We start from the raw sequence: 24816 nt of genomic DNA, 5'->3' as shown, positions 1-24816 counted from the left end.
TTGAAAGGTTCGTTTGATTCATCGTGGCTGAGCGCTAGTCTTCGAGTACCCAGGTGTCCTTGGTGCCGCCGCCCTGCGAGGAATTCACCACCAGCGATCCTGCGCGCAGGGCGACGCGCGTCAGGCCGCCGGGCACCATCTCGATGTTCCTGCCGGAGAGCACGAACGGGCGCAGGTCGACGTGGCGCGGGGCGATGCCCGATTCGACGAAGGTGGGGCAGCCGGACAGCGCCAGCGTCGGCTGGGCGATGTACTTTTCCGGCGCGGCGACGATGCGCCGGCGGAAGTCCTCGATCTGCGCTTTCGTCGAGGCCGGGCCGACGAGCATGCCGTAGCCGCCGGCGCCGTGCACCTCCTTGACCACGAGTTCGGGCAGGTGCTCCAGCGTGTAGGCCAGGTCCTCGGATTTCCTCAGCATGTAGGTCGGCACGTTGTTGAGGATCGGCGCCTCGCCGAGGTAGAAGCGGATCATCTCCGGCACGTAGGGGTAGATCGACTTGTCGTCGGCGACGCCGGTGCCGATGGCGTTGGCCAGCGTCACGCGCCCGGCGCGGTAGGCGGCGAGCAGTCCGGGCACGCCGAGCATCGAGTCCTTGCGGAAGGCCAGCGGGTCGAGGAAATCGTCGTCGAGGCGGCGGTAGATCACGTCGACGCGCTGCGGTCCCTGCGTGGTGCGCATGTAAACCGTTTCGTCCCTGACGAACAGGTCGCGGCCCTCGACGAGTTCGACGCCCATCTGCTGCGCCAGGAAGGTGTGCTCGAAGTAGGCGCTGTTGTAGGCGCCCGGCGTGAGCACGACCACAGTCGGGTCCTCGACGCCGTGCGGCGCGACGGTGCGCAGGTTTTCCAGCAGCAGGTCCGGGTAATGCTGCACCGGCGCGATCTTGTTGCGCGCGAAGAGTTCGGGGAAGAGCCGCATCATCATCTTGCGGTTCTCGATCATGTAGGACACGCCGGACGGCACGCGCAGGTTGTCCTCCAGCACGTAATACTCTCCCGCGCCGGCGCGCACCAGGTCGACGCCGGCGATGTGCGCGTAGATGCCGGCGGCGACGTCCACGCCCCGCATTTCCGGGCGGAACTGTGCGTTGTCGAGGACCTGCTCGCGCGGAATGCGCCCGGCCGCGAGGATGTCCTGGCCGTGGTAGATGTCGTGCAGGAAGGCGTTGAGCGCCTTGACCCGCTGGCGCAGGCCGTTCCGCAGCTCATGCCATTCGCCGGCGGGAATGATGCGCGGGACGATGTCGAAGGGAATCAGGCGTTCCTTGCCGGCTTCCTCGCCATACACGGCGAAGGTGATGCCGACCCGGTGGAAAGCGATGTCGGCCTCGGCCCGCTTGCGCGCGATGCGCTCCTCCGGCGTGGCGGCCAGCCAGTCGGCATAGGCCTGGTAGTGGGACCTCACCGCTCCCGCCGCATCGTACATTTCGTTGAAGAACGTGGTTGTCATGATCGTTGCCGCAGCCATGGAAGCGATGGGTTAGCAGCAGAAAACGTGCCATCCGCCAAATCCCCGCGCGCAAGCGGGTTTTGGCGCCGGGGCGCGCGGGCGATGCACCAACGTTGGGCGGCGGCGCACCAATCGCGCCACGGGAAGGCGGAACGTTCCCGGAAAAAGCGGGCGGGAAGGCGGGCGCCGGCTTATTCCGTGCCGTCCCGGTCCGCGGACGGCTCTTCCCCGCAGGGGGTGACGGTGACGGCGACCTCCGGCGCGTGGGCGTCGCCGCCGAGGATCACGCCGCGCAAGGGCGACACGTCGCCGAAGTCGCGGCCCCAGGCCAGGGTGATGTGCTGCGTGTCGGGCAGCAGGTCGTTGGTCGGATCGAAGTCGACCCACGCATCGCCGTCCGCGCCGGGACAGTACGCCGAGATCCATGCGTGCGAGGCGTCCGCGCCGACCATGCGCGGCTTGCCGGGCGGCGGCCGGGTCAGCAGGTAGCCGCTGACGTAGCGCGCCGGCAGCCCGAGCGAGCGCAGGCAGGAGAGCATCAGGTGTGCGAAGTCCTGGCATACCCCGCGCCTGTCCTCGAGCACCTTGAGCACGGGCGTAGCCACGGTGGTGGCCTGCGGGTCGAACTCGAACTCCCGGTGAATCCGCGCCATCAGCGTCCGCACGCCTTCGAGCAGCGGGCGGCCGGGGGGAAAGCAGGGCGCCGCGTAGGCGGCGAACTCGCGCTTGACCCGGACGTACGGCGATTCGAAAAGGTAGGCGCTGGCGTCCAGGCGGACCGGGCGGGCGCCGTAGACGAGGGCGTCGCGCACGCGCTCCCAGGCGGGCGATCCGGCGAGGCGGGCCGCGGGCCGGCGCGGGCGCACCTCGATGCGGCTCGCCGCGCGCACTTGCAGGCTGGCGTGCGGCGACTCGATGGCGAACTGCAGCACCGGGTTGCCGAAGGCGTCGTGCCGCGATGCTTCGAGTCCGGGGCGGGGGTCGATGCTCACGGCGTGTTCCAGGCAGGTCTGCCACGGGCAGTCGCGCGGCGTCAGGTGCAGGTGCTGGCGCGAGATCGAGACCGGGCTCTCGTAGTCGTAGCGCGTCTCGTGGACGACGTGGTAGCGGGCCGGGGCGTTCATGTTCAGGCCGCCAGCGTCTGCCGGCCGACGTCGCCGACGTGGGTGAAGTAGCGCATGGCCAGCCGGTCGGAAAGATTCGCCGCATCCTGCGCGATCCCGTCGAGCAGGCCGGCCAGTTCGCGGCCGCCGCCGTTCCGGCGGGCCGGGGAATCGCGCTGGTCGAAACGGTCGAGGTCGAACGTCCGCAGGCGGGCGAGGCCGGCGCGCAGGGCGTCTCCGCCGGCCTCGCCGGGAAGGCTGCCGAGTTCCCTTTCCAGGCGGCCGAGGTAGCGGGTCAGCGTCTGCGCCTGGAAGAGCACCGCGTGCGGGTTGGCGCCGTCGAGGACGATCAGGTCGATCGCCGGCAGCAGTTCCGGCTGCGCCATGTAGCGCGAACGGTAGGTGATGATGCTGTCGGCCAGTTCCAGCAGCCATTCCACGCAGCCGGGGGCGCGCGTGGATTCGAGGCGCAGGAACTGGGCGATGGCGTCGGCCAGGAAGATCAGGCGTTCGATGCGGCGGCCGATGATCAGGAAACGCCAGCCGTCGTCGCGCGTCATGTCGTCCATGGCGAAGCCGGCCAGCGCCGAGGTGGCGAGCAGCAGCTGGTCGAGGAAGGCGAGCGCCTCGCCGAGCGCCGGCCGGGTCTTGGCGTACGCCTGCAGCTGGTGCTGCAGGCGGTTGAGCGCGTGCCAGTTGTCGAGCGAGAAGCGCTCGCGCACCTGCGCGCCGACCCACAGCAGGCGGCGGATGCCGCCGGCCAGCCCGTCGCCCCATTCGCCGCCGCACAACGCGGCCAGCAGCTGCCCCTCGACGTCGCGCCGGCTCGGCTTTTTGCCCGGCGCCTCGGGCAGCAGCTTCAGCGCCCGCCCGGTCTCGTAGGCCGACATCAGGGCACGCGTGTCGTCCTCGGTGCCCGCGTCGACCAGCCGCGACAGGCCGATGCGCAGCAGCCGCGCCATGTCCTCGCAACGCTCGGTGTAGCGTCCGAACCAAAATAGGTTCTCGACCACCCGCGACGACAGGTTGCTGCCGCTGCGGACGAGATCGGCCTTGCCGATCATCGGCTTGATCAGGCTGAAGGTGTTGACCGGCTCGTCGCTGAGCACCCAGGTGTCCTTGCTCGAACCGCCGCGCTGCATCGAGATGAAGCGCGCGTCGGTCGCCGAGGTGACGCGGGTGAGTCCGCCGGGCATCACCCGGTAGCCTTGCGGCGTGGCCGCGACGTAGACGCGCAGCGCCACGCCCCGCGGCAGCAGGCGGCGCTCGTGCGGCGCGCTCCACGAGGGGGCTTGCGAGAAGCGCACGAGTTCCTGCGCGACGTAGGCCTGCGGCCGGGCGCGCAGGCGCTCGATCAGCTCGTCGCGCGGCGCTCCCCGCAGGTCGCTGCCGAAGACCGGATCGAGCCGCTGCGACGGGAAGGCGCCCTTGATGACCAGCCGGTCGAGGTGCTCGACCACGAACTCCAGGGCCGCCTGCTCGCCGCACCACCAGGTGCCGACCGACGGCATGCGCAGCGTCTCGCCGAGCAGTTTTTCGCAGGCGCCGGGCAGGAAGCCGGGCAGCGCGGCGGACTGCAGCAGGCCGCTGCCGAGCGCGTTGGCCACCAGCACCGTGCCGGCGCGCACGGCCTGCAGCAGGCCGGGAACGCCCAGCGCCGAATCGCCGCGCAGTTCGAGCGGATCGCAGAAATCGTCGTCGAGGCGGCGCAGGATGGCATGCACGCGCTTCAGGCCGGTCAGAGTCTTCAGGTAGACGCGGTCCTCGCGCACCGTCAGGTCCTGCCCCTCGACCAGCGGGTAGCCGAGGTAGCGCGCCAGGTAGGCGTGCTCGAAGTAGGTCTCGTTGTACGGTCCCGGCGTCAGCAGCACGACCAGCGGGTTGGCGCCGTCGCCGTCCTGCGGCGCCCAGTGCGCCAGGCTTTCCTGCAGCGCGGCGAAGAACTGGGCCAGGTGATGCACGCCGAGCTCGCGGAACTTCTCGGGGAACAGGCGCGAGACGATGACCCGGTTCTCCAGCGCGTAGCCGGCGCCGGAGGGCGCCTGCGTGCGGTCGGCGATGACCCACCAGCGCCCGTCGGGCGAGCGCGCGAGATCGGCGGCGTAGAGGTGCAGCCAGGTGTCGCCGGGTGGACGGATGCCCTGGCAGGGCCAGAGAAAGCCGTTGTGGCCGTAGACCAGCGCCGGCGGGATGCTGCCGTCGCGCAGCAGTTCCTGCGCGCCGTAGAGGTCGGCGAGCAGGGCGTTGAGCAGGCGCGCGCGCTGCGTCACGGCCGCCGAGATGCCGCTCCATTCCTCCTGCGACAGGATCAGCGGCAGCGGATCGAGTTCCCATGGCCGGTCGGCGCCCTTGGGGTCGGCGTAGACGTTGTAGGTGACGCCGTTCTCCAGGATGCGCCGGCGGACGTAGTCGAGCTGATGGCGCATCTGCGCCGGCGTGGCGCTGTCCAGATGATCGAAGAAAACCCGCCAGGACGGCCGCAGCCGGCCGTTGTCGGCGAGCATCTCATCGAAGCGGTCGGTCTTGCGCGGATAGTTCGCGAGCAGGGTGCGCGGCATGGTGCGGAGTCGTCGGTCAAAAACGTATTTCACCACGGCGGACGCGGCGAAAAGCGAAAGAGCCGGTTTTTGTGGCGGCTACGGGGTCACCCGACGGGGCCGCCTGAAGTCCCGGGTCCTCTCCGCGACCGCCGTGTCTGAACGTGTTGCTCAAGGGCGCCGCAGGTCCAGCGTGAACGGGAAGTCCGCGTTGCCCGCTTCGTCCTCGATCTCGATCCGCCCCGGCGTGTGCCCGAGCGCCGAGAAGCGCGCCAGGCGCCGGCCCTCCGCCTCGTAGGCGTTCACCGGGTGGCGCTCGAAGTTGCGCCCGCCGGGATGCGCCACCTGGTATTGGCAGCCGCCCAGCGAGCGCCGCATCCAGGTATCCACCAGGTCGAAGGTCAGCGGCGCATGCACGCCGATCGTCGGGTGCAGGCAGGCGGCGGGCCGCCACGCGCGATAGCGCACGCCGGCGACGAACTCGCCGACCCGGCCGGTGTCGCGCAGCGGCAGCGGGCGGCCGTTGCAGGTCAGCACATAGCGGTCGCCGGCCATGCCGGTGGCCTTGACCTGCAGGCGCTCGACCGACGAGTTGACGTAGCGCACGGTGCCGCCGGGGGCGCCTTCCTCGCCCATCACGTGCCAGGGTTCCAGCGCGTGGCGCAGCTCGACCTCGATGCCCTGCGCGGCGAAGCGGCCGTGCACCGGGAAGCGGAACTCGAAATGCGGCGCGAACCAGGCCGGATCGAAGGCATAGCCGGCGGCATCCAGTTCGGCGAGGACGTCGGCGAAGTCCTGCTGCACGAAATGCGGCAGCATGAAGCGGTCGTGCAGCTCGGTGCCCCAGCGCACCAGCCGCGCCGGCGCGTAGGGCGCCTGCCAGAAGCGCGCGACCAGGGCGCGCAGCAGGAGCTGCTGGGCCAGCGACATGCGCGCGTGCGGCGGCATCTCGAAGGCGCGCATTTCGAGCAGGCCGAGGCGCCCCGCGGCGCCGTCGGGCGAGTAGAGCTTGTCGATGCAGAACTCGGCGCGGTGCGTGTTGCCGGTCGCGTCGATCAGCAGGTTGCGCAGCAGCCGGTCGATCAGCCACGGCGCAACGTCCGCGCCGGCCTTGGGGAACTGCCCGAAGGCGACCTCCAGTTCGTAGAGCGCATCGTCGCGCGCCTCGTCGACGCGCGGCGCCTGGCTGGTCGGGCCGATGAACAGGCCGGAGAACAGGTAGGACAGCGACGGGTGGTTGTGCCAGTAGCCGATCAGGCTGCGCAGCAGGTCGGGCCGGCGCAGGAACGGCGAGTCGAGCGGCGCGGCCGCGCCGAGCACGAAGTGGTTGCCGCCGCCGGTGCCGGTGTGGCGGCCGTCGAGCATGAACTTCTCGGTGGTCAGGCGCGACAGCCGGGCGGCTTCGTAGAGATGCGTGGTGCGCTCGACGAGTTCGTCCCAGTCGGCGCACGGCTGGATGTTGACCTCGATCACGCCGGGGTCGGGCGTGACGCTGAACTTGGCCAGGCGCGGGTCGCGCGGCGGCTCGTAGCCTTCGAGGATGACCGGCGCGCCCAGCTCCGCGGCGGCGGCCTCGACGGCGGCGGCCAGTTCCACGTAGTCGTCGAGCTCCTGCGTCGGCGGCATGAAGAGGTACAGCACCCCGTTGCGCGCCTGCGCCGACATCGCCGTGCGGGTGATCCAGGCGGCGGATTCCTTGCTTTGCGGCCAGTGCTCGAACGTGGCGCCGCCCGCCGGCGGGCCGCCGTCGCGCGCCGCGGCCAGCGCGCGTTCGTCGAGGCGGTGCCGGATCTCCGCGTACGCGCGCAGCGGCGGCACGATCCGCGTCGGATCGGGCGTGGCGACGTACGGATAATCGGTTTCGGCGACCCAGGGTTGCGAGTCGAGCGGCAGGCGATAACCGATCGGCGAGTCGCCGGGGATCAGGTAGCAGCGCTCGCTGCGCAGAAACCACGGGCCGCTCTGCCAGCGGCCGTTGGCCGCGCCGCGCGCGACCGGCAGCACGTGGCCGGCGACGGCGTCCAGCCCCTGCGCGAACACGCGCGCCAGGCGTTCGCGTTCGAGCGGATCGTCCAGCCGCGCATCGAAGGGATCGACGTTGACCGGCAGGCGCCGTTCGCGCCACAGGTAGTAGAACGCATCCTCGTAGGCCGGGAAGACGTGCTGGGCGTCGAGCTCCAGGCGTTCGGCCACGCGGCGCAGGAAGCGGCCGGCCAGTTCGGCGTCGGCGCCGTAGTTCCGCGTCTCGTCGGCGATCAGCGCCGCGTCGCGCCAGAGCGGCTGCCCGTCCCGGCGCCAGAAGCAGTTCAGCGACCAGCGCGGCAGCTGCTCGCCGGGATACCACTTGCCCTGGCCGAAGTGCACGAGGCCACGCGGCGCGTATTTTTCGCGCAGCCGGTGGAACAGTTCGGCGGCGTGGGCGCGTTTGGTCGGGCCGAGCGCCTCGGTGTTCCATTCGGCGCCGTCCGGATCGTCGATCGAAATGAAGGTCGGTTCGCCGCCCATGGTCAGGCGGACGTCGCCGGCGGCCAGGTCGGCGTCGATGCGCCGGCCGAGCGCTTCGATGCCGGCCCACTGCGCCTCGGTATACGGCTTGGTGACGCGCGGCGCCTCCCACACGCGCTCGACCTTCATGACGTGCGAGAACTCGCATTCGCACGCCTCGGTGAAGCCGGTGACCGGCGCGGCCGACGACGGTTCGGGAGAACAGGCGATCGGGATGTGCCCCTCGCCGGCGAGCAGGCCGGACGTCGGATCGAGGCCGATCCAGCCGGCGCCGGGCAGGTAGACCTCGCACCAGGCATGCAGGTCGGTGAAATCCCTGTCGGTGCCGGCCGGACCGTCGAGCGGCTTCACGTCCGGCGCGAGCTGGATCAGGTAGCCCGAGACGAAGCGCGCAGCCAGGCCGAGATGGCGCAGCACCTGGACCAGCAGCCAGGCCGAGTCGCGGCACGAGCCGGAGGCCTTGACCAGCGTTTCGCCCGGCGCCTGCACGCCGGGTTCGAGGCGGATCACGTAGCCGATGGCGCGCTGCACGCGCTGGTTGAGCGCAACGAGGAAGTCGACGGTCGATGTCGGTTCGCGCGGGATGCCATCCACAAAAGCCTTGAACAGCGGCGTGGCCGGCAGTTTTTCCAGGAACGGCTGCAGTTCGTGGCGCAGGCCCGGCTCGTAGGCGAGGGGGAATTCCCCGGCGCCGGGTTCGAGGAAGAAATCGAAAGGATTGATCACCGACATCTCGGCGACGAGATCGACCTCGACCTTGAACTCGCGGGTTTTTTCCGGAAAGACCAGGCGCGCGAGATAGTTCGCTTGCGGGTCCTGCTGCCAGTTGATGAAGTGTCCGCCAGGCGAGACCTTCAGCGAATAGCTGAGGATCGGCGTGCGGCAATGCGGCGCCGGGCGCAGGCGGACGACCTGCGGCGAGAGGATGACGGGCCGGTCATAGCGGTAGTGCGTGACGTGGTTGAGAGCGGCGTGGATCGACACGACTGACTCCGGGGCAAGGGGACCCCACTCCGGCTAGCAAGAGCCGCGCCATCGTCCGCCAGCGGCAACGGAGGCGATTGCGCCGGCGGCCACGCCGGGGGCGCCCCGGACGGGTGCGCCGTCTCCGGCGCAGCACCCAGGACGGTGCGTGCCGCGCGAGTCAGCGATCCTTCGCCTGCACCCAGAGCACGTCGCCCTGGCCGTCCACCTGGTTGAGCGAGCGGCCGAGCACGAACAGCAGGTCGGACAGGCGGTTGAGGTACTTGCGGGCGAATTCGGAGACCGGCTCGCCGTTGCCCAGGCTCACCACGCGGCGCTCGACCCGGCGGCACACCGAGCGCGCCAGGTGCGCCAGCGCGGCGGGGCGGGTGCCGCCGGGCAGGATGAAGTTCTTGAGCGGGCTGAGGCCGGCGTTGAAGCGGCCGACCAGTTCTTCGAGGCGCAGCACGTGCTCCTCGCTGATGATCGCCGAGCCGGGGATGCAGATTTCGCCGCCCAGGTCGAACAGGTCGTTCTGGATGCGCAGCAGGGCCGGGCGGATCGTCTCCGGCAGTTCCTCCGCGAGCAGCACGCCGAGGCACGAGTTGAGTTCGTCGATTTCGCCGATGCAGTCGATGCGCAGGCTGTCCTTGGCGACGCGGGAACCGTCGCCGAGGCCGGTGGTGCCGGCGTCGCCGGTGCGGGTGACGATCTTGCTGAGGCGGTTGCCCATGGCGGTCTTCCTGAGGAGAATGGCGGGGTGAGGTGAGACCGATTATAAGCCAAAGGTTCCGACGGATTCGTCCGCCTTTCGGCACTGCAGCGAGGGATGGCATGGCGTTGGATGAAGCGTTGCTGGCGACCCTTTCCGGGGACGAAAGCAAGGGGATCGGGCGGCTGCTCGAAAAAGGCGTGACCCTGCCGCCGCAGCCGCGCGTGCTGCAGGAACTGCAGGAAAAACTGGCGAACGGCGCGGCGGACGTGCGCGTTTACGCCCGGCTGCTGGCGCACGACCCCGGCCTCGTGGCGATGCTCTTCAAGGTGGTGAGGAACGCCTCCTACCGGCGTTTCCAGCCGTTCGAGTCGGTCGAGCACATCCTGCAGGCGATCGGGCTGCAGCAGACGGTCAACCTGGTGCGCGCCATCGTGCTGGTGTCGGCGGTGCCGGCGAAGCACAACCGCAAGGCGTTCGAGGCGTTCTGGGCGCGCTCGCACGCCGTTTCGGAACTGGCCATGCTGATCGCCGCGGAGCGCGTGGCGGTGTGCAACATCTTCCCGGACCAGGCCTGCATGGCCGGGCTGTTCCACGATTGCGGCGTGCCCGTGCTGATGCAGCGCTTCCCCACCTACTGCAAGGACATGCGGCTCGACGAACCGGGCCGCTGGCCGGACCTCGCCGAGGAGGACCGGCGCTTCGAGGCCGATCACTGCGTCATCGGCTACCTGGTCGGCAAGCACTGGAAACTGCCGGACTTCATCTGCGACGCCATCCGCTTCCACCACGACATCGCGCGGCTGGAGAACCACGCGGCGCGCACCATGGTGGCCATCCTGCAGCTGGCGATCCATCTCCATCACCTCGACCTCCATTTCCCCGACCCGGAGTGGGCCGCCGTGCACGCCGAGGTGCTCGACGAGCTGGGCATGGGCGAGGACACGCTGCCCGAACTGATCGACGTGGTCCTCGAACGGCACCACGCCGCCGCCAACCTTTGATCCGGGTGCCGCCGGATGGGACGCCGGATGGCGCTTTTCCCCGGACGAACGGCGCGCCGCGGCGCGGAAAACCATGTCGCCGGGATGGTATCCTGCCTGCCCGAACCGCCACCCATGACCTGACCGTCGCCCGAATTCCACCATGGCCATGATGATCGACGCCTGCGTCGCCCAGCACCAGGGCGACCGCAGGGAGCAGCAGGACCGCGTCGCGCTGCTGCCGCACCCGAAGGGCGGCGGCGTGGCGCTGGCGGTGGTGGCGGACGGCATGGGCGGGCACACCGGCGGCGCGCTGGCCGCGCAGCAGGTGCTGCACACGGCGGGAGCCAACCTGGGACAGTTCTCGGCGCGCAGCGAGGCGCCGGTGGAGCTGCTCGAAGCGAGCCTCAACGAGGCGCACGTGCTGATCAAGGCGTCGCGCTTCATCAACGAGAAGGACCCGCACAGCACGGCGGTCATGCTCCTGCTGCAGCCGGGGAAAGTCAGCTGGGCGCACTGCGGGGACAGCCGCATGTACCGTTTCCGCGGCGAGCGCCTGCTCTTCCGCACCACCGATCATTCCTACGTCGAAAGCCTGGTGGCCAAGGGCCGGATCAGTCCGGAGCAGGCGCAGGTGCATCCCAACCGCAACATCCTGCTGACCTCGCTCGGCGGCAACGAACCGCCGCGCATCGACCACGGCGAGGCCGCCGACCTGCAGGCGGGCGACGCCTTCGTGCTCTGTTCCGACGGCCTGTGGGGCTATTTCGGCGACGCCGAGCTCGGCGCCGTGGTCGCCTCCCATTCGGCCCGCGCCGCGTCCGATCTGTTGATCAACCGCGCGCGCAAGCGCGCCTGCGGCGACGGCGACAACGTGTCGCTGGTGGTCATCAAGCTGCTGGCGCTGCCCCAAAAGACGAAATAAAAAAGCCGGCTGCCGCCGGCTTGGGCTGGACGCGCGCGGCGCCGGCTATTTCCGCCCCAGGCCGCCGAGCAACGCGGCGACGACGCGGCGCGGCTTGTGCGGATGCTCCGGGTGCGCCATGGCGCGCGCCTTCTCGGCGTCGGCGGGCGCGGCGACGGGGTGGGGTTCCGCGCTCTCGTACGGCTTGCTGAAATCGAAGCCGTCCGGGGCGATGTGGCTGGTGCGTCCGCGTCCGCCGGAGCGCTCGCGCGGCGGCCGCAGGGCGGGCGCGACTTCCGGCGACGCCAAGCGGCGGCGGGGCTTTTTCTTGCCGCTCGGCGGGTATTCGTAGTCGTATTCCGGTTCGAAGCCGGGCACGATCACCTGTTCGAGCTGCATCTTGATCAGCTTCTCGATGTCCACCAGGTATTGCACCTCGTCGGCCGAAACCAGCGAGATGGCGGTGCCCGTCTTGCCCGCGCGGCCGGTGCGGCCGATGCGGTGCACGTAGTCTTCCGGCGTGTGCGGAATCTCGAAGTTGATCACGTGCGGCAGTTCGTCGATGTCCAGGCCGCGCGCCGCCACGTCGGTGGCGACGAGCACCAGCGTGGTGCCGTCCTTGAACGCCTCGAGGGCCTTGAGCCGGTCCAGCTGGCTCTTGTCGCCGTGGATCGAATCGGCGGCGATGCCGGCGCGCTGCAGGTCGCGGGCCAGGCGGTTGGTCTCGATCTTGGTGCGGGTGAACACCAGCACCTGGTTGAATTCCGCCGACTTGAGCAGCTTCACCAGCAGCGCGCGCTTGGCCGCGGCGGCGACGGGGTGGACGCGGTGGGTGATCGTTTCGGACACCGTGTTGCGCCGGGCGACCTCGACGAGCACCGGCGAATGCAGCATGCGGTCGGCCAGCTTCTTGATCTCTTCGGAGAAGGTGGCCGAGAACAGCAGGCTTTGCCGCTGCACCGGCAGCAGGTTGATGATGCGCGTGACGTCGGGGATGAAGCCCATGTCCAGCATGCGGTCGGCCTCGTCGAGCACGAGCGCCTGCACCTGCCCGAAATTGAGGCATTTCTGCTCGACCAGGTCGAGCAGGCGTCCCGGCGTGGCCACCAGCACCTCGATGCCGCGGCGGATTTCCTCGATCTGCGGCTTGATGTCCACGCCGCCGTAGGCGCACAGGCTGCGGAAGGGCAGGTACTTGCTGTAGTCCTTGACCGATTCGTAAACCTGGATCGCCAGTTCGCGCGTCGGCGCCAGCATCAGGATGCGCACGGGATGGCGCGCCGGCGAGGGGCTGGGGTTGGCGAAGGGAAGAATGCGCTGCAGCAGCGGCAAGGTGAAGGCGGCCGTCTTGCCGGTGCCCGTCTGGGCGCCGCCCATCAGGTCCTTGCCGGAGAGAACGATCGGAATGGCTTGCGCCTGGATCGGTGTCGGGGTCGTGTAGCCTTGGTCGGAAACAGCTCGTAACAGCTCGGGCGCGAGGCCGAGTTCATCAAAACGCATCGAAAGCGCCTGCGAATAAGTAGAAAATCAACGGGATAGGGGGCGGATTATACACGCTTTGGCCGGGAGCATCGGGCGCGGGATCGATTGCGCGGCTGGAAGAGGCGCGGAAGAGGTCCGGCGGTGAAGCCGGCGCCTCTTCACTTTTCGTGCCGGTCGTTGCGCAGCCGCCCGAGCGCCTGTTCCGCCGCCGTGTCGAACAGCGACAGGCCGGAAACGACGCGCGCGGTTCCCGCCTGCAGCTGCTGTTCGACGATCTGCGGCGCTAGGGCGACGGCATCGTTCCATGCCGGGTTGAACAGCAGCAGCGTGCGCGACTCCTCGCTCTGCCAGCAGACCATGCCGCACCAGACCATGTCGTCGGGCATGCGGAAGGACAGCCAGTCGCCGGGGGCGACCGCCGGGCCGCCGCGCGGGGCGACGGCGGGCAGGGCGGTGCGGCCGAAATACTGGACGCACTTGCCCTCTCTTTCGAGGATGCGCGCGGGCGGGAAGGTGCCCGGAACGGCGGCTGCCGCCGGCGCCGCGTTCGGCGCGTGGGACGGCGGTGCCGCGCCGCCCTTGTTCGGCCTGCCGCGCAAGGCGTTCGTCTGCAGTACGAAACACGCATCGAGAAAGGGTTGCCGCTGCTCGGCGGGCACCGCGATCCCGTCCAAACCCGCATTGATCTTCCTGATCAGCGCGGGAATCAGCGCCGTCAGCTTCTGCCGCTCCTCCGGCGTGCGTTTCGGCAGGATGCTCCACAGCAAGTAGTTGACGACGGATTCGCCTTCCTTCCAGGCCTCGCCGCCGACTCCGCCGGCCAGGCAGGCGTCCTGCATCACCCGCACCCAGTGCACCGAGAGAAAATGCACGACTGCCGGCTCGCGGGTGCGGGCCAGCGCCTTCTGCAGCCAGTTCTGGGCCGCAGCCAGCGCGGTTTCATTGCGCTCGTAATCCCGGACCTGCCCGGCGCAGGCTTGAGCCGCCTCCCGCGTGGCCTCGTCGCGGCGGGCGATCAGCGCGTCCAGCCCGGCCAGGACCGGCGCCAGATCGCCATCCCTGCTTTCCAGCGCCGATCGGGCGGTTTCCGTCAGTTCGGCAAGGCTCCGGCACAACGGGTGATCGCGCGGCGTGTCCGGCGGCAGTCCGACCGCCGCTCGCGCCAGGCGGTTGATCAGTTGCCGGGCCGGATGCTTCACGTCGCTGAAAAAGTCCGGGTCGAGGATGGCTTTTTTCAGCAGCGGAATCTGCAGGCGGCTGAGCATGGTCTTGATCGCGTCGGGCAGGTCGGGCGAGGCGAAGATGGATTCGAAGATCAGCGACAGCGTGTCGAGGACGATGGCGGTCGGCTTGCCGGCGGGGAGGTCGAGATCGCCGGACCTGAGCGGCCGCAGCGCCGGCCCGCCGCCGGCTTCGTTCTCGGTTTCGGCGGCCGCCAGCGCGGAGCCGACGTGCTGCCTTTCGATGACGTCGAGGCGTTCAATGAGGTGGTTGAGCATCACCAGGGCCGAGGCGTCCATCACGAAATTGCCGCCGGAGCCGGCCGCGCCGGCGCCCGGCGAGACGCCCGCAAAGGGAATGTCCGTTCCCGCCTGCCGCTGCATCGTCTGCTGCAGCGCGGCGAGGGGATTGTCGCCGGCGCTGCCGCCGGCCAGCGAGCCGGACGACGGGGCGGCGCTCCCGGCCTGCCGCACCAGTTGCACCGGCACCGGTTTGATGCCCCGCTGGTCGAGCAACTGGTTGATTTCCAGATAGATCTCCGGCAGCCGCAGCTTGAGCAGTTCCTCCAGGCGCTGCAGGCGTTCCAGGTGCTGGTCCAGGTTGCCCGAGCTTTCGCGGCAGAGCACCCGCAGGCCGCGCCGGATCGGTTCCATGCCGACCGGGTTCTCGTCCGGCGTCATGCGGCGGCGTTGCAGCAGCGTCATGTAGCGCAGCTGGGCGTGCCAGTGGTCGATGTTCTTGTCGTCCCGCAGGTGGTTGGCGATCTCGCCGATGCGGATGTCCAGTTCGAGGTCGTCGTTGCCGACGAGCGATATCCGCGACGCCGTGAGCCCCTGCGTCTCGTCGAAGCCGCCGTGCCCCTCGGCGGCCGCCAGTTCGTCGTGCGCGGCGCCGATCTCGCGCCCCACGGCTTCGAGGATTTCAGGGGCGCGCACGCCGCTCTGCCGGGCGAGCTCGGTCAGGCGGCGCACGAACAGCTCGCGGCATTCCTTGAGAATGAAAAAGGGATCGCCCGGGAGGGCGGTCGTGGACGTATTCGGCGTATCAGGCATGATCAGCGTCCCGGAACGGGCGTCAGGAGGACTTCTTGGCGGCTTTTTCGCCGCCGTCGGCCGGCTGGGCCCGCTTGCGCGCTCCCGGCGGCGACACGGGCGGCAATTGCGGCTCGACCGTCTCCAGCTTGTTCTCGCGCATGTAGGCGTCCATGTCGCGCCAGCCCTCGTAGATCGAGGCCTTGGGCAGCCACGCATAGATGGCGTAGCAGTCCTCGATGGCGCGGCCGGACTGCCGGCAGGCGCCGCCCACGGCGCGCCCTTCGGCGTCGTCGCGCGCCGCCTTGGCCGCGGGGTTCTCGATCCCCATCTGCTGCTGGACGATGTCGCAGCCGGACAGCAGCACGGCCAGCACCGCGGCGATCAGGGAGGCGCGCAACGAGGTCCAAGGCGTTTCTGGCACGGTGTGTCCCGGTGGAGTTGGAAAGAATCCGGCATTTCTACCATAAATCAGAGACCTGATGAAACGGCGATGGCCTATGCGCCGCCGCCGCATGGAGGCGCCGCTCACCCTCGGTCGTTTCCGGTCCTATAATGCGCCCCTTGATCGAATTTTCAGGGGATGCGCAATGTCTTTCGTCAAAGTGGCCGTGGCTGCCGGTTTTCTCGCCTTGTCGGTTCCAGCGCCGGCCGCGCCTGCCCGGGCGCCGGCGCCCGTACCCGCGGCCGGGCCGGTCGAGCTGGAAATGTCGCACCAGCTCGACGAAGTCCAGGCCGAACGCCTGGAGCCGTTCATCGAGAACTTCAACAAGCAGAGCAAGGACGTGAAGGTCAAGCTGGTCCGCCGCGCCGAGGGCGACGCGCCGAAGCAGCTCAACCTGGTGACCAACGAGGAATACGCGCGCTTCCTGCTCAACAAGGCCAGCTTCAAGCCGCTGCACCAGGTGATGAGCGAGGCCAAGATGCCGCTCGATGCGGCCAGGCTGTCCTCGGAGCTGCGCGGCGGCAACCTGGTCAACGCCAAGGGGCAGCTGTTCGCCCTGCCGGTCGCCTTTTCGACGCCGGTGCTGTACATCAACAAGCAGGCCTTCCGCAAGGCCGGCCTCGATCCGGACTCGCCGCCCCGGACCTGGGCCGAGACGCAGGACGCCGCCGGCAAGCTGGTCGCGGCGGGCAGCCAGTGCGCCTACACCACGTCCTGGCCGGCCTTGATCCTGATCGACAACATCAGCGCCTGGAACGGCGCCGACGTGAACGACGCCAAGGGCCGGCTGGCCTTCAACGGCCTGTTGCAGGTCAAGCACGTGGCGATGATGGCGACCTGGTTCAAGGCCAAGTATTTCAGCTACTTCGGCCGGCGCGACGAGGCCGACCAGCGTTTCGTCAACGGCGAGTGCGGCATGCTGACCAGTTCGTCCTCGCTGTTCGCGACCTTGTCGGAGAGCCAGAAGGAGAACGTCGGCGTGTCGCCGCTGCCCTATCACGACGACGTATACGGCGCGCCGAAGAACACCCTGGCCGAAGGCGCGTCGCTGTGGGTGGCGTCGGGGCTGAAGCCGGCGGAGACGCGGGGCGTCGCCAGGTTCGTCAATTACGTGATGGGCCCGGAGGTGCAGATCGACCTGACGCTGGCCGGCGGCTTCCTGCCGATGACCAGCGTGGCGCGCGCCGCGGCGGGCAGCAAGCTGTTGAAGGCCGACCTGCACGGCCTGCAGGTGGCCTACGAGCAGCTCAAGAGCCGGGCCGCCGCGCCGGCCGTGCGCGTCTCGCAGATCGAGTCGGTGCGCCGGATCGTCGAGGAGGAACTGGAGTCGGTGTGGGCCAACCGCAAGCCGGCCAAGGAGGCGCTGGACAACGCCGTGCAGCGCGGCAACACCGTGCTGCAGGCCATGCTGGCCAAGGCCAAGCCGGGCAAGTGAGAGGCGCCGGACGCGGGCGGGAGACCGCCCGCCCGACGCGCCCCGCGCCAAAACCCGCTCCGGCGGGTTTTTTATTGCGCATTCCGCAGCTTAGCGGCGTCGCGCGGGCGCTTCGGCGCCGGTGCCGAGGGGCATTCGGTGCTAGAATTCCGGTCCCTGAAATCTGCCCGTGATGGGGATCGACACCGATGAAAAGCGCCGAAATCCGCGAGACTTTCCTCAAGTTCTTCGAGTCCAAGGGCCACCAGATCGTGGCTTCCAGCTCGCTCGTGCCGCACGACGATCCGACGCTGCTGTTCACCAACGCCGGGATGAACCAGTTCAAGGACGTCTTTCTCGGCTTCGACAAGCGGCCCTACTCGCGCGCGACGACGTCGCAGAAGTGCGTGCGCGCGGGCGGCAAGCACAACGACCTGGAAAACGTCGGCTACACCGCGCGCCACCACACCTTCTTCGAGATGCTCGGCAACTTCTCGTTCGGCGACTATTTCAAGCGCGACGCGATCGCCTACGCTTGGGAACTGCTGACCGAGGTCTTCAAGCTGCCCAAGGACCGCCTGTGGGCGACCGTCTATGCCGAGGACGACGAAGCCTACGAGATCTGGCACAAGGTCATCGGCCTGCCCGCCGAGCGCGTCGTGCGCATCGGCGACAACAAGGGCGGGCGCTACGCCTCCGACAATTTCTGGATGATGGGCGACACCGGGCCGTGCGGCCCGTGCACCGAGATCTTCTACGACCACGGCGAGCACATCCCCGGCGGGCCGCCCGGCTCGCCCGACGAGGATGGCGACCGCTACATCGAGATCTGGAACAACGTGTTCATGCAGTTCAACCGCGACGATCAGGGCGTCATGCATCCGCTGCCCAAGCCCTCGGTCGACACCGGCATGGGCCTGGAGCGCATCGCCGCGGTGCTGCAGCACGTGCAACAGCAACTACGACATCGACTTGTTGCAGAACCTGGTCAAGGCCGCGGCGCGCGAAACCAGTGGCGCGGACATGGCGAGCCCGTCGCTGCGCGTGCTGGCCGACCACATCCGCGCCTGCTCCTTCCTCATCGCCGACGGCGTGATCCCCGGCAACGAGGGGCGCGGCTACGTGCTGCGCCGCATCATCCGCCGCGCCATCCGCCACGGCTACAAGCTCGGCGCGCGGGCGGCCTTCTTCCACCGCATGGTGCCCGACCTCGTCGCCGAGATGGGCGGCGCCTATCCGGAGCTGGTCAGCGGCGAGAAGCGCGTCACCGAAGTGCTCAAGCAGGAAGAGGACCGCTTCTTCGCCACCATCGAGCACGGCATGGCCATCCTCGAAAGCGAACTGGCGGCGATGGACGGCAAGGGCGTGTTCAACGGCGAGACGGCCTTCAAGCTGCACGACACCTTCGGGTTCCCGCTCGACCTGACCGCCGACATCTGCCGCGAGCGCGGCGTGACCGTGGACGCCGCCGGTTTCGAGGCGGCGATGAACCGCCAGAAGGAGCTGGCGCGCGCCGCCGGCAAGTTCAAGATGGCCGCCGCCCTTGAGTACCAGGGGCCGGAGACCACCTTCCGCGGCTACGACACGCTGGAGTTCAAGGGCAAGGTGCTGGCGCTGTACAAGGAAGGTTCGCCGGTCGGCGAACTGCACGAGGGCGACGCCGGCACGGTGGTGCTCGACGAGACGCCGTTCTACGCCGAATCCGGCGGCCAGGTCGGCGACCGCGGCGTGCTGCAGTCGGCGCAGGGCATCTTCGCGGTCGAGGACACCCAGAAGATCCAGGCCGCCGTCTTCGGCCACCAGGGCGTGCTGAAGACCGGCAGCCTCAAGGTCGGCGACATGGTGAGCGCCCGGGTGGACCTGGTGGCGCGCAAGCGCACCATGCGCAACCATTCGGCCACGCACCTGATGCACAAGGCCCTGCGCCAGGTGCTCGGCGAACACGTGCAGCAGAAGGGCTCGCAGGTCGATCCGGACAAGACGCGCTTCGACTTCGTGCACGGCCAGCCGATGACCGACGAGGAAATCCGCCGCGTCGAGCACATCGTCAACGCCGAGATCCTGGAGAACGCCGATTGCCTGCACCGCGTGATGCCGATCGACGAAGCGCAGAAGCTCGGCGCGATGATGCTCTTCGGCGAGAAGTACGGCGATATGGTGCGGGTCATCGACATCGGCTCGTCGCGCGAACTGTGCGGCGGCACGCACGTCCGCCGCACCGGCGACATCGGCATGTTCACCATCGTCGCCGAGGGCGGCGTGGCGGCCGGCATCCGCCGCGTCGAGGCGATCACCGGCGACGTCGCGCTGGCCTATATGCAAGGCATGGAAACGGCGCTCGGCGGCGTGGCCGGCACGCTGAAGGTGCAGCCCAGCGACGTGCAGGCCCGCGTCTATTCGATCCTCGACCAGGTGCGCCAGCTCGAACGCGAACTGGCGCTGCTGAAGAGCAAGCAGGTGGCGGCGCAGGGCGACGGGCTGGTCGACCGGGCCGTCGCGGTGAAAGGCGCCAAGGTCCTGGCGGCGACGCTGGACGACGCCGACGTCAACGCCCTGCGCGCGACGATGGACAAGCTGCGCGACAAGCTCAGGAGCGCGGCGGTCGTCCTGGCCACGGCCAGCGGCGGCAAGGTGACGCTGATCGCCGGCGTGACGTCCGACCTGACCGGCAAGGTCAAGGCCGGCGAGTTGGTCAATTTCGTCGCCCAGCAGGTCGGCGGCAAGGGCGGCGGCCGCCCGGACATGGCGCAGGCCGGCGGTACCGAGCCGGACAAGCTGCCGGCGGCGCTGGCCTCGGTCCAGGGCTGGGTCGAGCAGCGCCTCTGAGCCTCGCCTGCAAGGCATGCGGCGGCCGTCCCCGGCGGGCACGGCCGCTTCTTTTTGCCCGTCTTCCGGTTGGCGGGTTCAGGCAGCGGCGGCGGGCCACCCGACGCACTGCGCCAGGATGATGCGCTGCTGCGGTCCCAGCCCGAGCGCCCGGCCCAGGGCCTCGCGGTCGACCGAGCCGCGCACCACGGTCGCCAGTCCGGCCGAGGCGCAGTAGAGGTAAGCGTTCTGCACGCTGAACCCGACGTCGGTGGAGCCGTACACCAGCTGCTGCTCGGCGGTGAGGTCGGGCATCCGCGCGTAGTCGGCGACGTAGATCAGATTGACCGGCGCGGTGGCGACGAAATCCTGCTTGCCGGCGAGCGCGCGCAGGTCGGCCGTGGCCACCGTCTCCAGCGCGTGGCGCGGAATGTCGTAGCGGTACGTCGCGGCCGCGGTGATCACGAACACGTCGATCTCATGGCGGCTGCGGGCGTTCGGCACGGTCAGCCGGCCGCCCTCCGGATCGCTGACGCCGATGGCGGCCCACAGCAGGTTGGCAAGGGTCTGCGGGGGGAGCGGCCGGTCGCTGAAGGCGCGGCTCGAACGGCGCTCGCGGATGGTGGTCAGCAGCGGCTTGCCGCCCTCGGTTGCCGGCGGCGGCAGGGCGACGACGGCGGTTTCGCGGGTAGTCATGGGCATGCGGTGAAAGTCCTGGGAAGCCGCGCATTGTAGCGCGGCCGCACTCAGACGCAGCTGGTCATTCCCCCGTCAACGTAGATGATCTGGCCGTTGACGAAGCTCGACGCATCGGCGGCGAGGAAGATCGCCGCGCCGTTGAGTTCCTCGACCCGTCCCCAGCGTCCGGCCGGCGTGCGCTTGCACAGCCAGGCGGAGAAATCCTCGTTCTCGACCAGCGCCTTGTTCATCTCCGTGGCGAAATAGCCGGGCGCCAGGCCGTTGGCCTGGATGCCGTATTTCGCCCAGTCGGCGCACATGCCCTTGGTGAGGTTGGCGACGGCGCCCTTGGAGGCGGTGTAGGGCGCGATCGTCGGGCGGCCGAGCTGGCTCTGCACCGAGCAGATGTTGATGATCTTGCCCCGGCCGCGCGGGATCATGTACCGGGCGACGGCCTGCGACACGTAGAAGACGCTGCTGACGTTGTTGGCCAGGATGGCCTCCCAGTGTTCGCCCGGAAAGTCCTCCAGCGGCGCGCGGCGCTGGATGCCGGCGTTGTTGATCAGGATGTCGATCGGGCCGCAGTCCCGTTCGACGCGGTCGATCGCCTCGGCGACCGCGGCTTGCTGCGTGACGTCGAACGCGGCGCACTCGGCCGCGCAGCCGTCGGCGCGCATTTTTTCGGCGGCCGCCGCCACGCGCTCCGCGTCGCGGCCGTTGAGCACCACGGTGGCGCCTGCGCCGGCCAGGCCGTAGGCCAGGGCCAGACCGATGCCCTGGGTCGAGCCGGTGATCAGCGCGCGGCGCCCGTCGAGCCTGAACAGTTTTTCCGATGATTCCATGTTTCGCTTCCTTGGAGAGAGATGAACAAATGAAGATGCCGTGCCCGCCGGACACCCGAAAAAAACGAGGGATAATACCGTTTTCGCCAGAACAAGGAGTGTGTCGATGCGTACCATGAAAATCGGAAAATCGGGAATCGAAGCGTCGGTCGTCGGCATCGGGGCGTGGGCCATCGGTGGCGACAGCATGTGGGGCGCGAGCGACGACGCGGAATCGGTGCGTACCATCCACCGCGCGCGCGAACTCGGCGTCACGCTGCTCGACACCGCGCCGGCGTACGGGCTGGGGCACAGCGAGGAGGTGGTCGGCAAGGCGCTGGCCGGACGGCGCGGCGACTACGTGCTGTCCACCAAATGCGGGCTGCGCTGGGACATCCAGGAAGGCGCCTTCATGATGGAGCGCGACGGCACGCGCATCGTGCGCAACACGCGCCCGGAACGGCTGGTCGAGGAAATCGAGATGAGCCTGCGCCGCCTGCAGACCGACTACATCGACATCTACATCGTGCACTGGCAGGAACTGCCCGAGTTCCCCTGCCCGATCGCCGACACCATGGGCTGCCTCGCCGAACTCAAGCAGCAGGGGAAGATCCGCGCGATCGGCGCCTCCAACCTGAGCGACGCGCAGTTCCTCGAATACGTGCATGCCGGCCAGCTCGACCTGATCCAGGAAAAATACAGCATGCTCGACCGCGGCGTCGGCGACCGCCTGTTCGGCCTGTGCAGCCAGTACGGCGTGACCTTCCAGGCCTATTCCCCGCTCGAACGCGGCATCCTGACCGGCAAGATCACCGACGGTTCGCAGGTGCACATGGGCGCGGCGCGCAGCCGGGTCAAATGGTTCCAGCCCGAGAACCTGCCGAAGATCGTGGCCCTGGCGGACACGTGGGCGCCGCTGTGTCGCAAGTACGACTGCACGATGACCCAGCTGGTGATCGCCTGGACGGCGGCGCAGGGCAACGGCAGCAACGTCAACGTCCTGTGCGGCGCGCGCAAGCTGCACCAGATCGAAGACAACGCCAAGGGCGGCGACCTCGTCCTCGACGCGGCGGACATTGCGGCGATGCGCCGGGACGCCGAGGCGATCGCCTGACGGCGGATACGGCGGTGGAAAGCTGACCGCGGCGGGCACGGAGAAAGACCGGAAACTCCGTGCGCTCCGCGCCTCCGCGCGTTTTTCGGAAGCCGGCTACAGCCGCCTGATCTTTTCCAGCAGCGCCGTGGTGGACTTCTGGTGGATGAACGGGATCGACACCACCCGGCCGCCCCAGCCGCTGACCTCGGCGTTGCCGACGATCTTCTCGACCGGCCAGTCGCCGCCCTTGACCAGCACGTCGGGGCGGCAGTCGAGGATGCGCGCGAGCGGCGTGTCCTCGTCGAACCAGGTGACCAGCGAGACGCATTCGAGCGCCGCCATCACCGCCAGCCGGTCGGCCAGCGCGTTGACCGGCCGGTCGTCGCCCTTGCCCAGGCGTCTGACCGAGGCGTCGGTGTTGAGCGCGACCACCATCGAGGCGCCGAGCGCGCGTGCTTGCGCCAGCAGGGTGACGTGGCCGCGGTGCAGGATGTCGAAGCAGCCGTTGGTGAACACCAGCGGGCGCGGCAGCGCGGCCAGGCGGGCGGCGAGGTCGTCCGGGGCGGCGATCTTGGCTTCGAAGGCGGGGGCGGGATAGGCGTCGGGAAGAGCAGGCATCATATCGAGGGAAACAGTCCCCGTTCCGTCAGGGCGCCTTGGATTCGGCGGCGGGCGCGGCTCTCTGGTCGGGCTGCGAGACGTCGAGTTCGCGCGCCCTGGCCGGCGTGATCGTCTCGAACAGCGGGATGACCTTCCTGACGCCCGACGTGGTGCGGGCGACCTGGATTGCCGCGTCCGCCTCGGCCTGGGTGAGCATCCCGAGCAGGAACACGGTGCCGGCCTCGGTGACCACCTTGACGTGCAGCGGGTTGAACTTGCCGTTGTCGACCGACCGGCTCTTGACCTTGGAGGTGATGAACGAGTCGTTGCTGCGGTCGGTCAGCGAGGACGACGGCCCGACGACGAGTTCGTTGTGCACGCCCTGCACGTTGGCGATCCCTCCCACGATGCGTTCGGCTTCGGCCTTGTACTCCTCCGAGGCCACTTCACCGGTGATCAGCACCTTGCGGTTGTAGCTGGTGAAATTGAAGTGGCCGCGGTCGCGCAGCTTGTCGCCGACGCGGGAGCCGGCCTTCCATTCGATCGATTCATCCTCGGTCTGCGTGCCCAGCGAACGCCGGTCGAGCGTGGCCATGACGCCCGTGCCGACGCCGGCGGCGACGACCGGGAAGCAACCCTGCAGGGCCGGAAGGACGGTGGCGCCGAGCAGCAGCGCGGCAAGCAGCTTCTTTTTCATTCCTCAACTCCTAGTAGCAGGCAATCGATGCCATCGCACAGACAGTGGATGGTCAGCAGATGAATTTCCTGGATGCGGGCGGTGCGGTCGGACGGGACGCACAGATGCACGTCGGAGTCGCGCAGCATGCGGCCGATGTCCCCGCCGCCCTTGCCGGTCAGCGCCACCACGCGCAGGTCGTTGTCGTGCGCCGCGCGGACGGCTTCGACCACGCTCGGCGAATTGCCCGAGGTGGAAATCGCCAGCAGCAGGTCGCCGGGCTGGCCGAGGGCGCGCACCTGCCGCTCGAAGACGGCCTTGTAGCCGTAATCGTTGGACAGCGCGGTCATGATCGAGCTGTCGGTGGTCAGGGCGACGGCCGCCAGGCCCTGGCGCTCCATCTCGAAACGGCCGACCAGCTCCGCCGCGAAATGCTGGGCGTCGGCGGCCGAGCCGCCGTTGCCGCAGGCCAGGATCTTGCCGTTGCCGACCAGCGTGGCGACCATCAGTTCGACGGCCCCGGCGATCGGCGCGGCCAGCGCCTCGATGGCGTCGAGCTTGGTCTGGGCGCTGTCGGTGAAATGCTGGCCGATGCGTGAGATCAGGTCCATGGGTCGATTACGGGTAGCGATGACGGAGCGCTAGTCTAGCACTACGAGCCTACAGAATCAGATGCACGGAAAATTCGATCCGCCGCCAGGGATCGGGGTCGTCGCGCAGGCGGGTGACGCGCGCCTCCAGCCGTTCGCCCGCGTCGAGGGCCCGCGCGGCGGCGCGGTTTTCGGCGCGGGGCACGTAGCCGAGCTTGTGGCCGCGCCATTCGACGCGGATGGCGTGGCGGTCGTGCCGGTTGTCCGCCTCGCGCACCAGCGTCAGGCGGTCACCCGCGCGGATCTCGTCCCATACCTTGCTGGCCGCATAGTATTGGCTGCCGGCGAGCGGCGAGTTCTGCACCAGCATTCCGACCGATTCGGCGGCGGCCGCCGCCGGCGCCAGCAGCCAGAGCACGGCGAGGCTAGTCCGCGGCAAACGCATCCCTGATCCATTCCAGGCGCTTGCCGTCGAGCAGGACGCAGTCGAAACGGCAGGCGTCGCAGTGCCTTCCCGTCGCGCTCAGGTAGTGCCGCGCGGCGAGGACGACGCGCCGCTGCTTGGCCGGCGTGATGCTGGCCGCGGCGCCGCCGAAGTCGCCGTTGCGCCGCAGGCGCACTTCGACGAAGACCAGCGTCCGGCCGTCCCGGCAGACCAGATCGATTTCCCCGCCGCGGCAGCGGTGGTTGCGCGCGATCACCGCCAGGCCGCGCCGTTCGAGAAAGCGGGCCGCCAGGTCTTCGGCGCGTTGGCCGAGGTGCGTCGTGGTATCGTTGTCGTTCATCGCCGCCCGATAAAA

Annotated in this window: 19 protein-coding genes and 1 pseudogene; 5 read left to right on the top strand and 15 right to left on the bottom strand. The window is 69.1% G+C overall.

Annotation, left to right across the window (positions count from 1 at the left end):
* Positions 1 to 34 precede the first annotated feature (34 nt).
* From QM701_RS09330 to QM701_RS09310, 5 genes are all read right to left on the bottom strand, one after another.
* Complete coding sequence (locus QM701_RS09330) at positions 35 to 1450, bottom strand: circularly permuted type 2 ATP-grasp protein (protein ID WP_415166797.1); 1416 nt, start codon at positions 1448 to 1450, stop codon at positions 35 to 37.
* A gap of 191 nt (positions 1451 to 1641) precedes the next feature.
* Positions 1642 to 2574, bottom strand: coding sequence for a transglutaminase family protein (locus QM701_RS09325; RefSeq protein WP_415166796.1), 933 nt, complete (start codon positions 2572 to 2574; stop codon positions 1642 to 1644).
* 2 nt (positions 2575 to 2576) lie between these two features.
* Positions 2577 to 5111: a circularly permuted type 2 ATP-grasp protein gene (locus QM701_RS09320; protein WP_415166795.1), complete on the bottom strand. Its 2535-nt coding sequence runs from the start codon at positions 5109 to 5111 to the stop codon at positions 2577 to 2579.
* A gap of 150 nt (positions 5112 to 5261) precedes the next feature.
* A complete protein-coding gene (locus QM701_RS09315) occupies positions 5262 to 8579 on the bottom strand; it encodes a DUF2126 domain-containing protein (RefSeq protein WP_415166794.1) in 3318 nt (1105 codons plus the stop codon).
* 160 nt (positions 8580 to 8739) lie between these two features.
* Positions 8740 to 9291 carry a cob(I)yrinic acid a,c-diamide adenosyltransferase gene (locus QM701_RS09310; protein WP_415166793.1) on the bottom strand — a complete coding sequence of 184 codons (552 nt, stop codon included), beginning with the start codon at positions 9289 to 9291 and terminating at the stop codon, positions 8740 to 8742.
* Positions 9292 to 9392: 101 nt separating this feature from the next.
* On the opposite strand from QM701_RS09310, the gene QM701_RS09305 reads away from it, so the two are divergent.
* Both QM701_RS09305 and QM701_RS09300 read left to right on the top strand, forming a co-directional pair.
* Complete coding sequence (locus QM701_RS09305) at positions 9393 to 10274, top strand: HDOD domain-containing protein (protein ID WP_415166792.1); 882 nt, start codon at positions 9393 to 9395, stop codon at positions 10272 to 10274.
* A 142-nt stretch (positions 10275 to 10416) separates the two neighbouring features.
* A complete protein-coding gene (locus QM701_RS09300; protein ID WP_415166791.1) occupies positions 10417 to 11178 on the top strand; it encodes a PP2C family protein-serine/threonine phosphatase in 762 nt (253 codons plus the stop codon).
* A gap of 45 nt (positions 11179 to 11223) precedes the next feature.
* On the opposite strand, the gene QM701_RS09295 is transcribed toward QM701_RS09300, so the two are convergent.
* The 3 genes from QM701_RS09295 to QM701_RS09285 form a co-directional block, all read right to left on the bottom strand.
* Entirely contained in the window at positions 11224 to 12657 is a 1434-nt protein-coding gene (locus QM701_RS09295; protein WP_415166790.1) for a DEAD/DEAH box helicase, read from the bottom strand.
* 140 nt (positions 12658 to 12797) lie between these two features.
* Complete coding sequence (locus QM701_RS09290) at positions 12798 to 14912, bottom strand: DUF1631 family protein (RefSeq protein WP_415166789.1); 2115 nt, start codon at positions 14910 to 14912, stop codon at positions 12798 to 12800.
* A 22-nt stretch (positions 14913 to 14934) separates the two neighbouring features.
* Entirely contained in the window at positions 14935 to 15315 is a 381-nt protein-coding gene (locus tag QM701_RS09285; RefSeq protein ID WP_415166788.1) for a hypothetical protein, read from the bottom strand.
* 166 nt (positions 15316 to 15481) lie between these two features.
* Here QM701_RS09285 and QM701_RS09280 point away from each other — a divergent pair, with 166 nt between their 5' ends.
* Positions 15482 to 16771: an extracellular solute-binding protein gene (locus tag QM701_RS09280; RefSeq protein ID WP_415166787.1), complete on the top strand. Its 1290-nt coding sequence runs from the start codon at positions 15482 to 15484 to the stop codon at positions 16769 to 16771.
* Between the two features lie 188 nt (positions 16772 to 16959).
* A pseudogene (gene alaS, locus QM701_RS09275) lies at positions 16960 to 19576 on the top strand (alanine--tRNA ligase).
* 78 nt (positions 19577 to 19654) lie between these two features.
* On the opposite strand, the gene QM701_RS09270 reads toward alaS, so the two are convergent.
* Complete coding sequence (locus QM701_RS09270) at positions 19655 to 20257, bottom strand: nitroreductase family protein (RefSeq protein ID WP_415166786.1); 603 nt, start codon at positions 20255 to 20257, stop codon at positions 19655 to 19657.
* A 44-nt stretch (positions 20258 to 20301) separates the two neighbouring features.
* Positions 20302 to 21075, bottom strand: a complete 774-nt coding sequence (locus QM701_RS09265) for an SDR family oxidoreductase (RefSeq protein WP_415166785.1) — start codon at positions 21073 to 21075, stop codon at positions 20302 to 20304.
* 106 nt (positions 21076 to 21181) lie between these two features.
* On the opposite strand from QM701_RS09265, the gene QM701_RS09260 reads away from it, so the two are divergent.
* Complete coding sequence (locus QM701_RS09260) at positions 21182 to 22168, top strand: aldo/keto reductase (protein ID WP_415166784.1); 987 nt, start codon at positions 21182 to 21184, stop codon at positions 22166 to 22168.
* A 96-nt stretch (positions 22169 to 22264) separates the two neighbouring features.
* Here the strand turns inward: QM701_RS09260 and QM701_RS09255 are convergent, their stop codons facing one another.
* The 5 genes from QM701_RS09255 to QM701_RS09235 are packed head-to-tail and all read right to left on the bottom strand — an operon-like array spanning position 22265 to position 24801.
* Positions 22265 to 22768 carry an adenylyltransferase/cytidyltransferase family protein gene (locus tag QM701_RS09255; RefSeq protein WP_415166783.1) on the bottom strand — a complete coding sequence of 168 codons (504 nt, stop codon included), beginning with the start codon at positions 22766 to 22768 and terminating at the stop codon, positions 22265 to 22267.
* Between the two features lie 28 nt (positions 22769 to 22796).
* A complete protein-coding gene (locus QM701_RS09250) occupies positions 22797 to 23447 on the bottom strand; it encodes a BON domain-containing protein (RefSeq protein WP_415166782.1) in 651 nt (216 codons plus the stop codon).
* Positions 23444 to 24037: a phosphoheptose isomerase gene (locus QM701_RS09245; protein WP_415166781.1), complete on the bottom strand. Its 594-nt coding sequence runs from the start codon at positions 24035 to 24037 to the stop codon at positions 23444 to 23446. The genes QM701_RS09250 and QM701_RS09245 overlap by 4 nt, the downstream gene beginning before the upstream one ends.
* Positions 24038 to 24086: 49 nt before the next feature.
* Entirely contained in the window at positions 24087 to 24461 is a 375-nt protein-coding gene (locus QM701_RS09240; protein ID WP_415166780.1) for an HIRAN domain-containing protein, read from the bottom strand.
* Positions 24442 to 24801, bottom strand: coding sequence for a YraN family protein (locus QM701_RS09235; RefSeq protein WP_415166779.1), 360 nt, complete (start codon positions 24799 to 24801; stop codon positions 24442 to 24444). The genes QM701_RS09240 and QM701_RS09235 overlap by 20 nt, the downstream gene beginning before the upstream one ends.
* Positions 24802 to 24816: the final 15 nt, after the last annotated feature.

It is taken from the genome of Propionivibrio sp. (genome assembly GCF_047602565.1).
Taxonomy (GTDB): Bacteria; Pseudomonadota; Gammaproteobacteria; order Burkholderiales; family Rhodocyclaceae; genus Propionivibrio.
The sequence above is the reverse complement of the archived record's forward strand: the minus strand, read 5'-3'. Positions and strand labels throughout refer to the sequence as shown.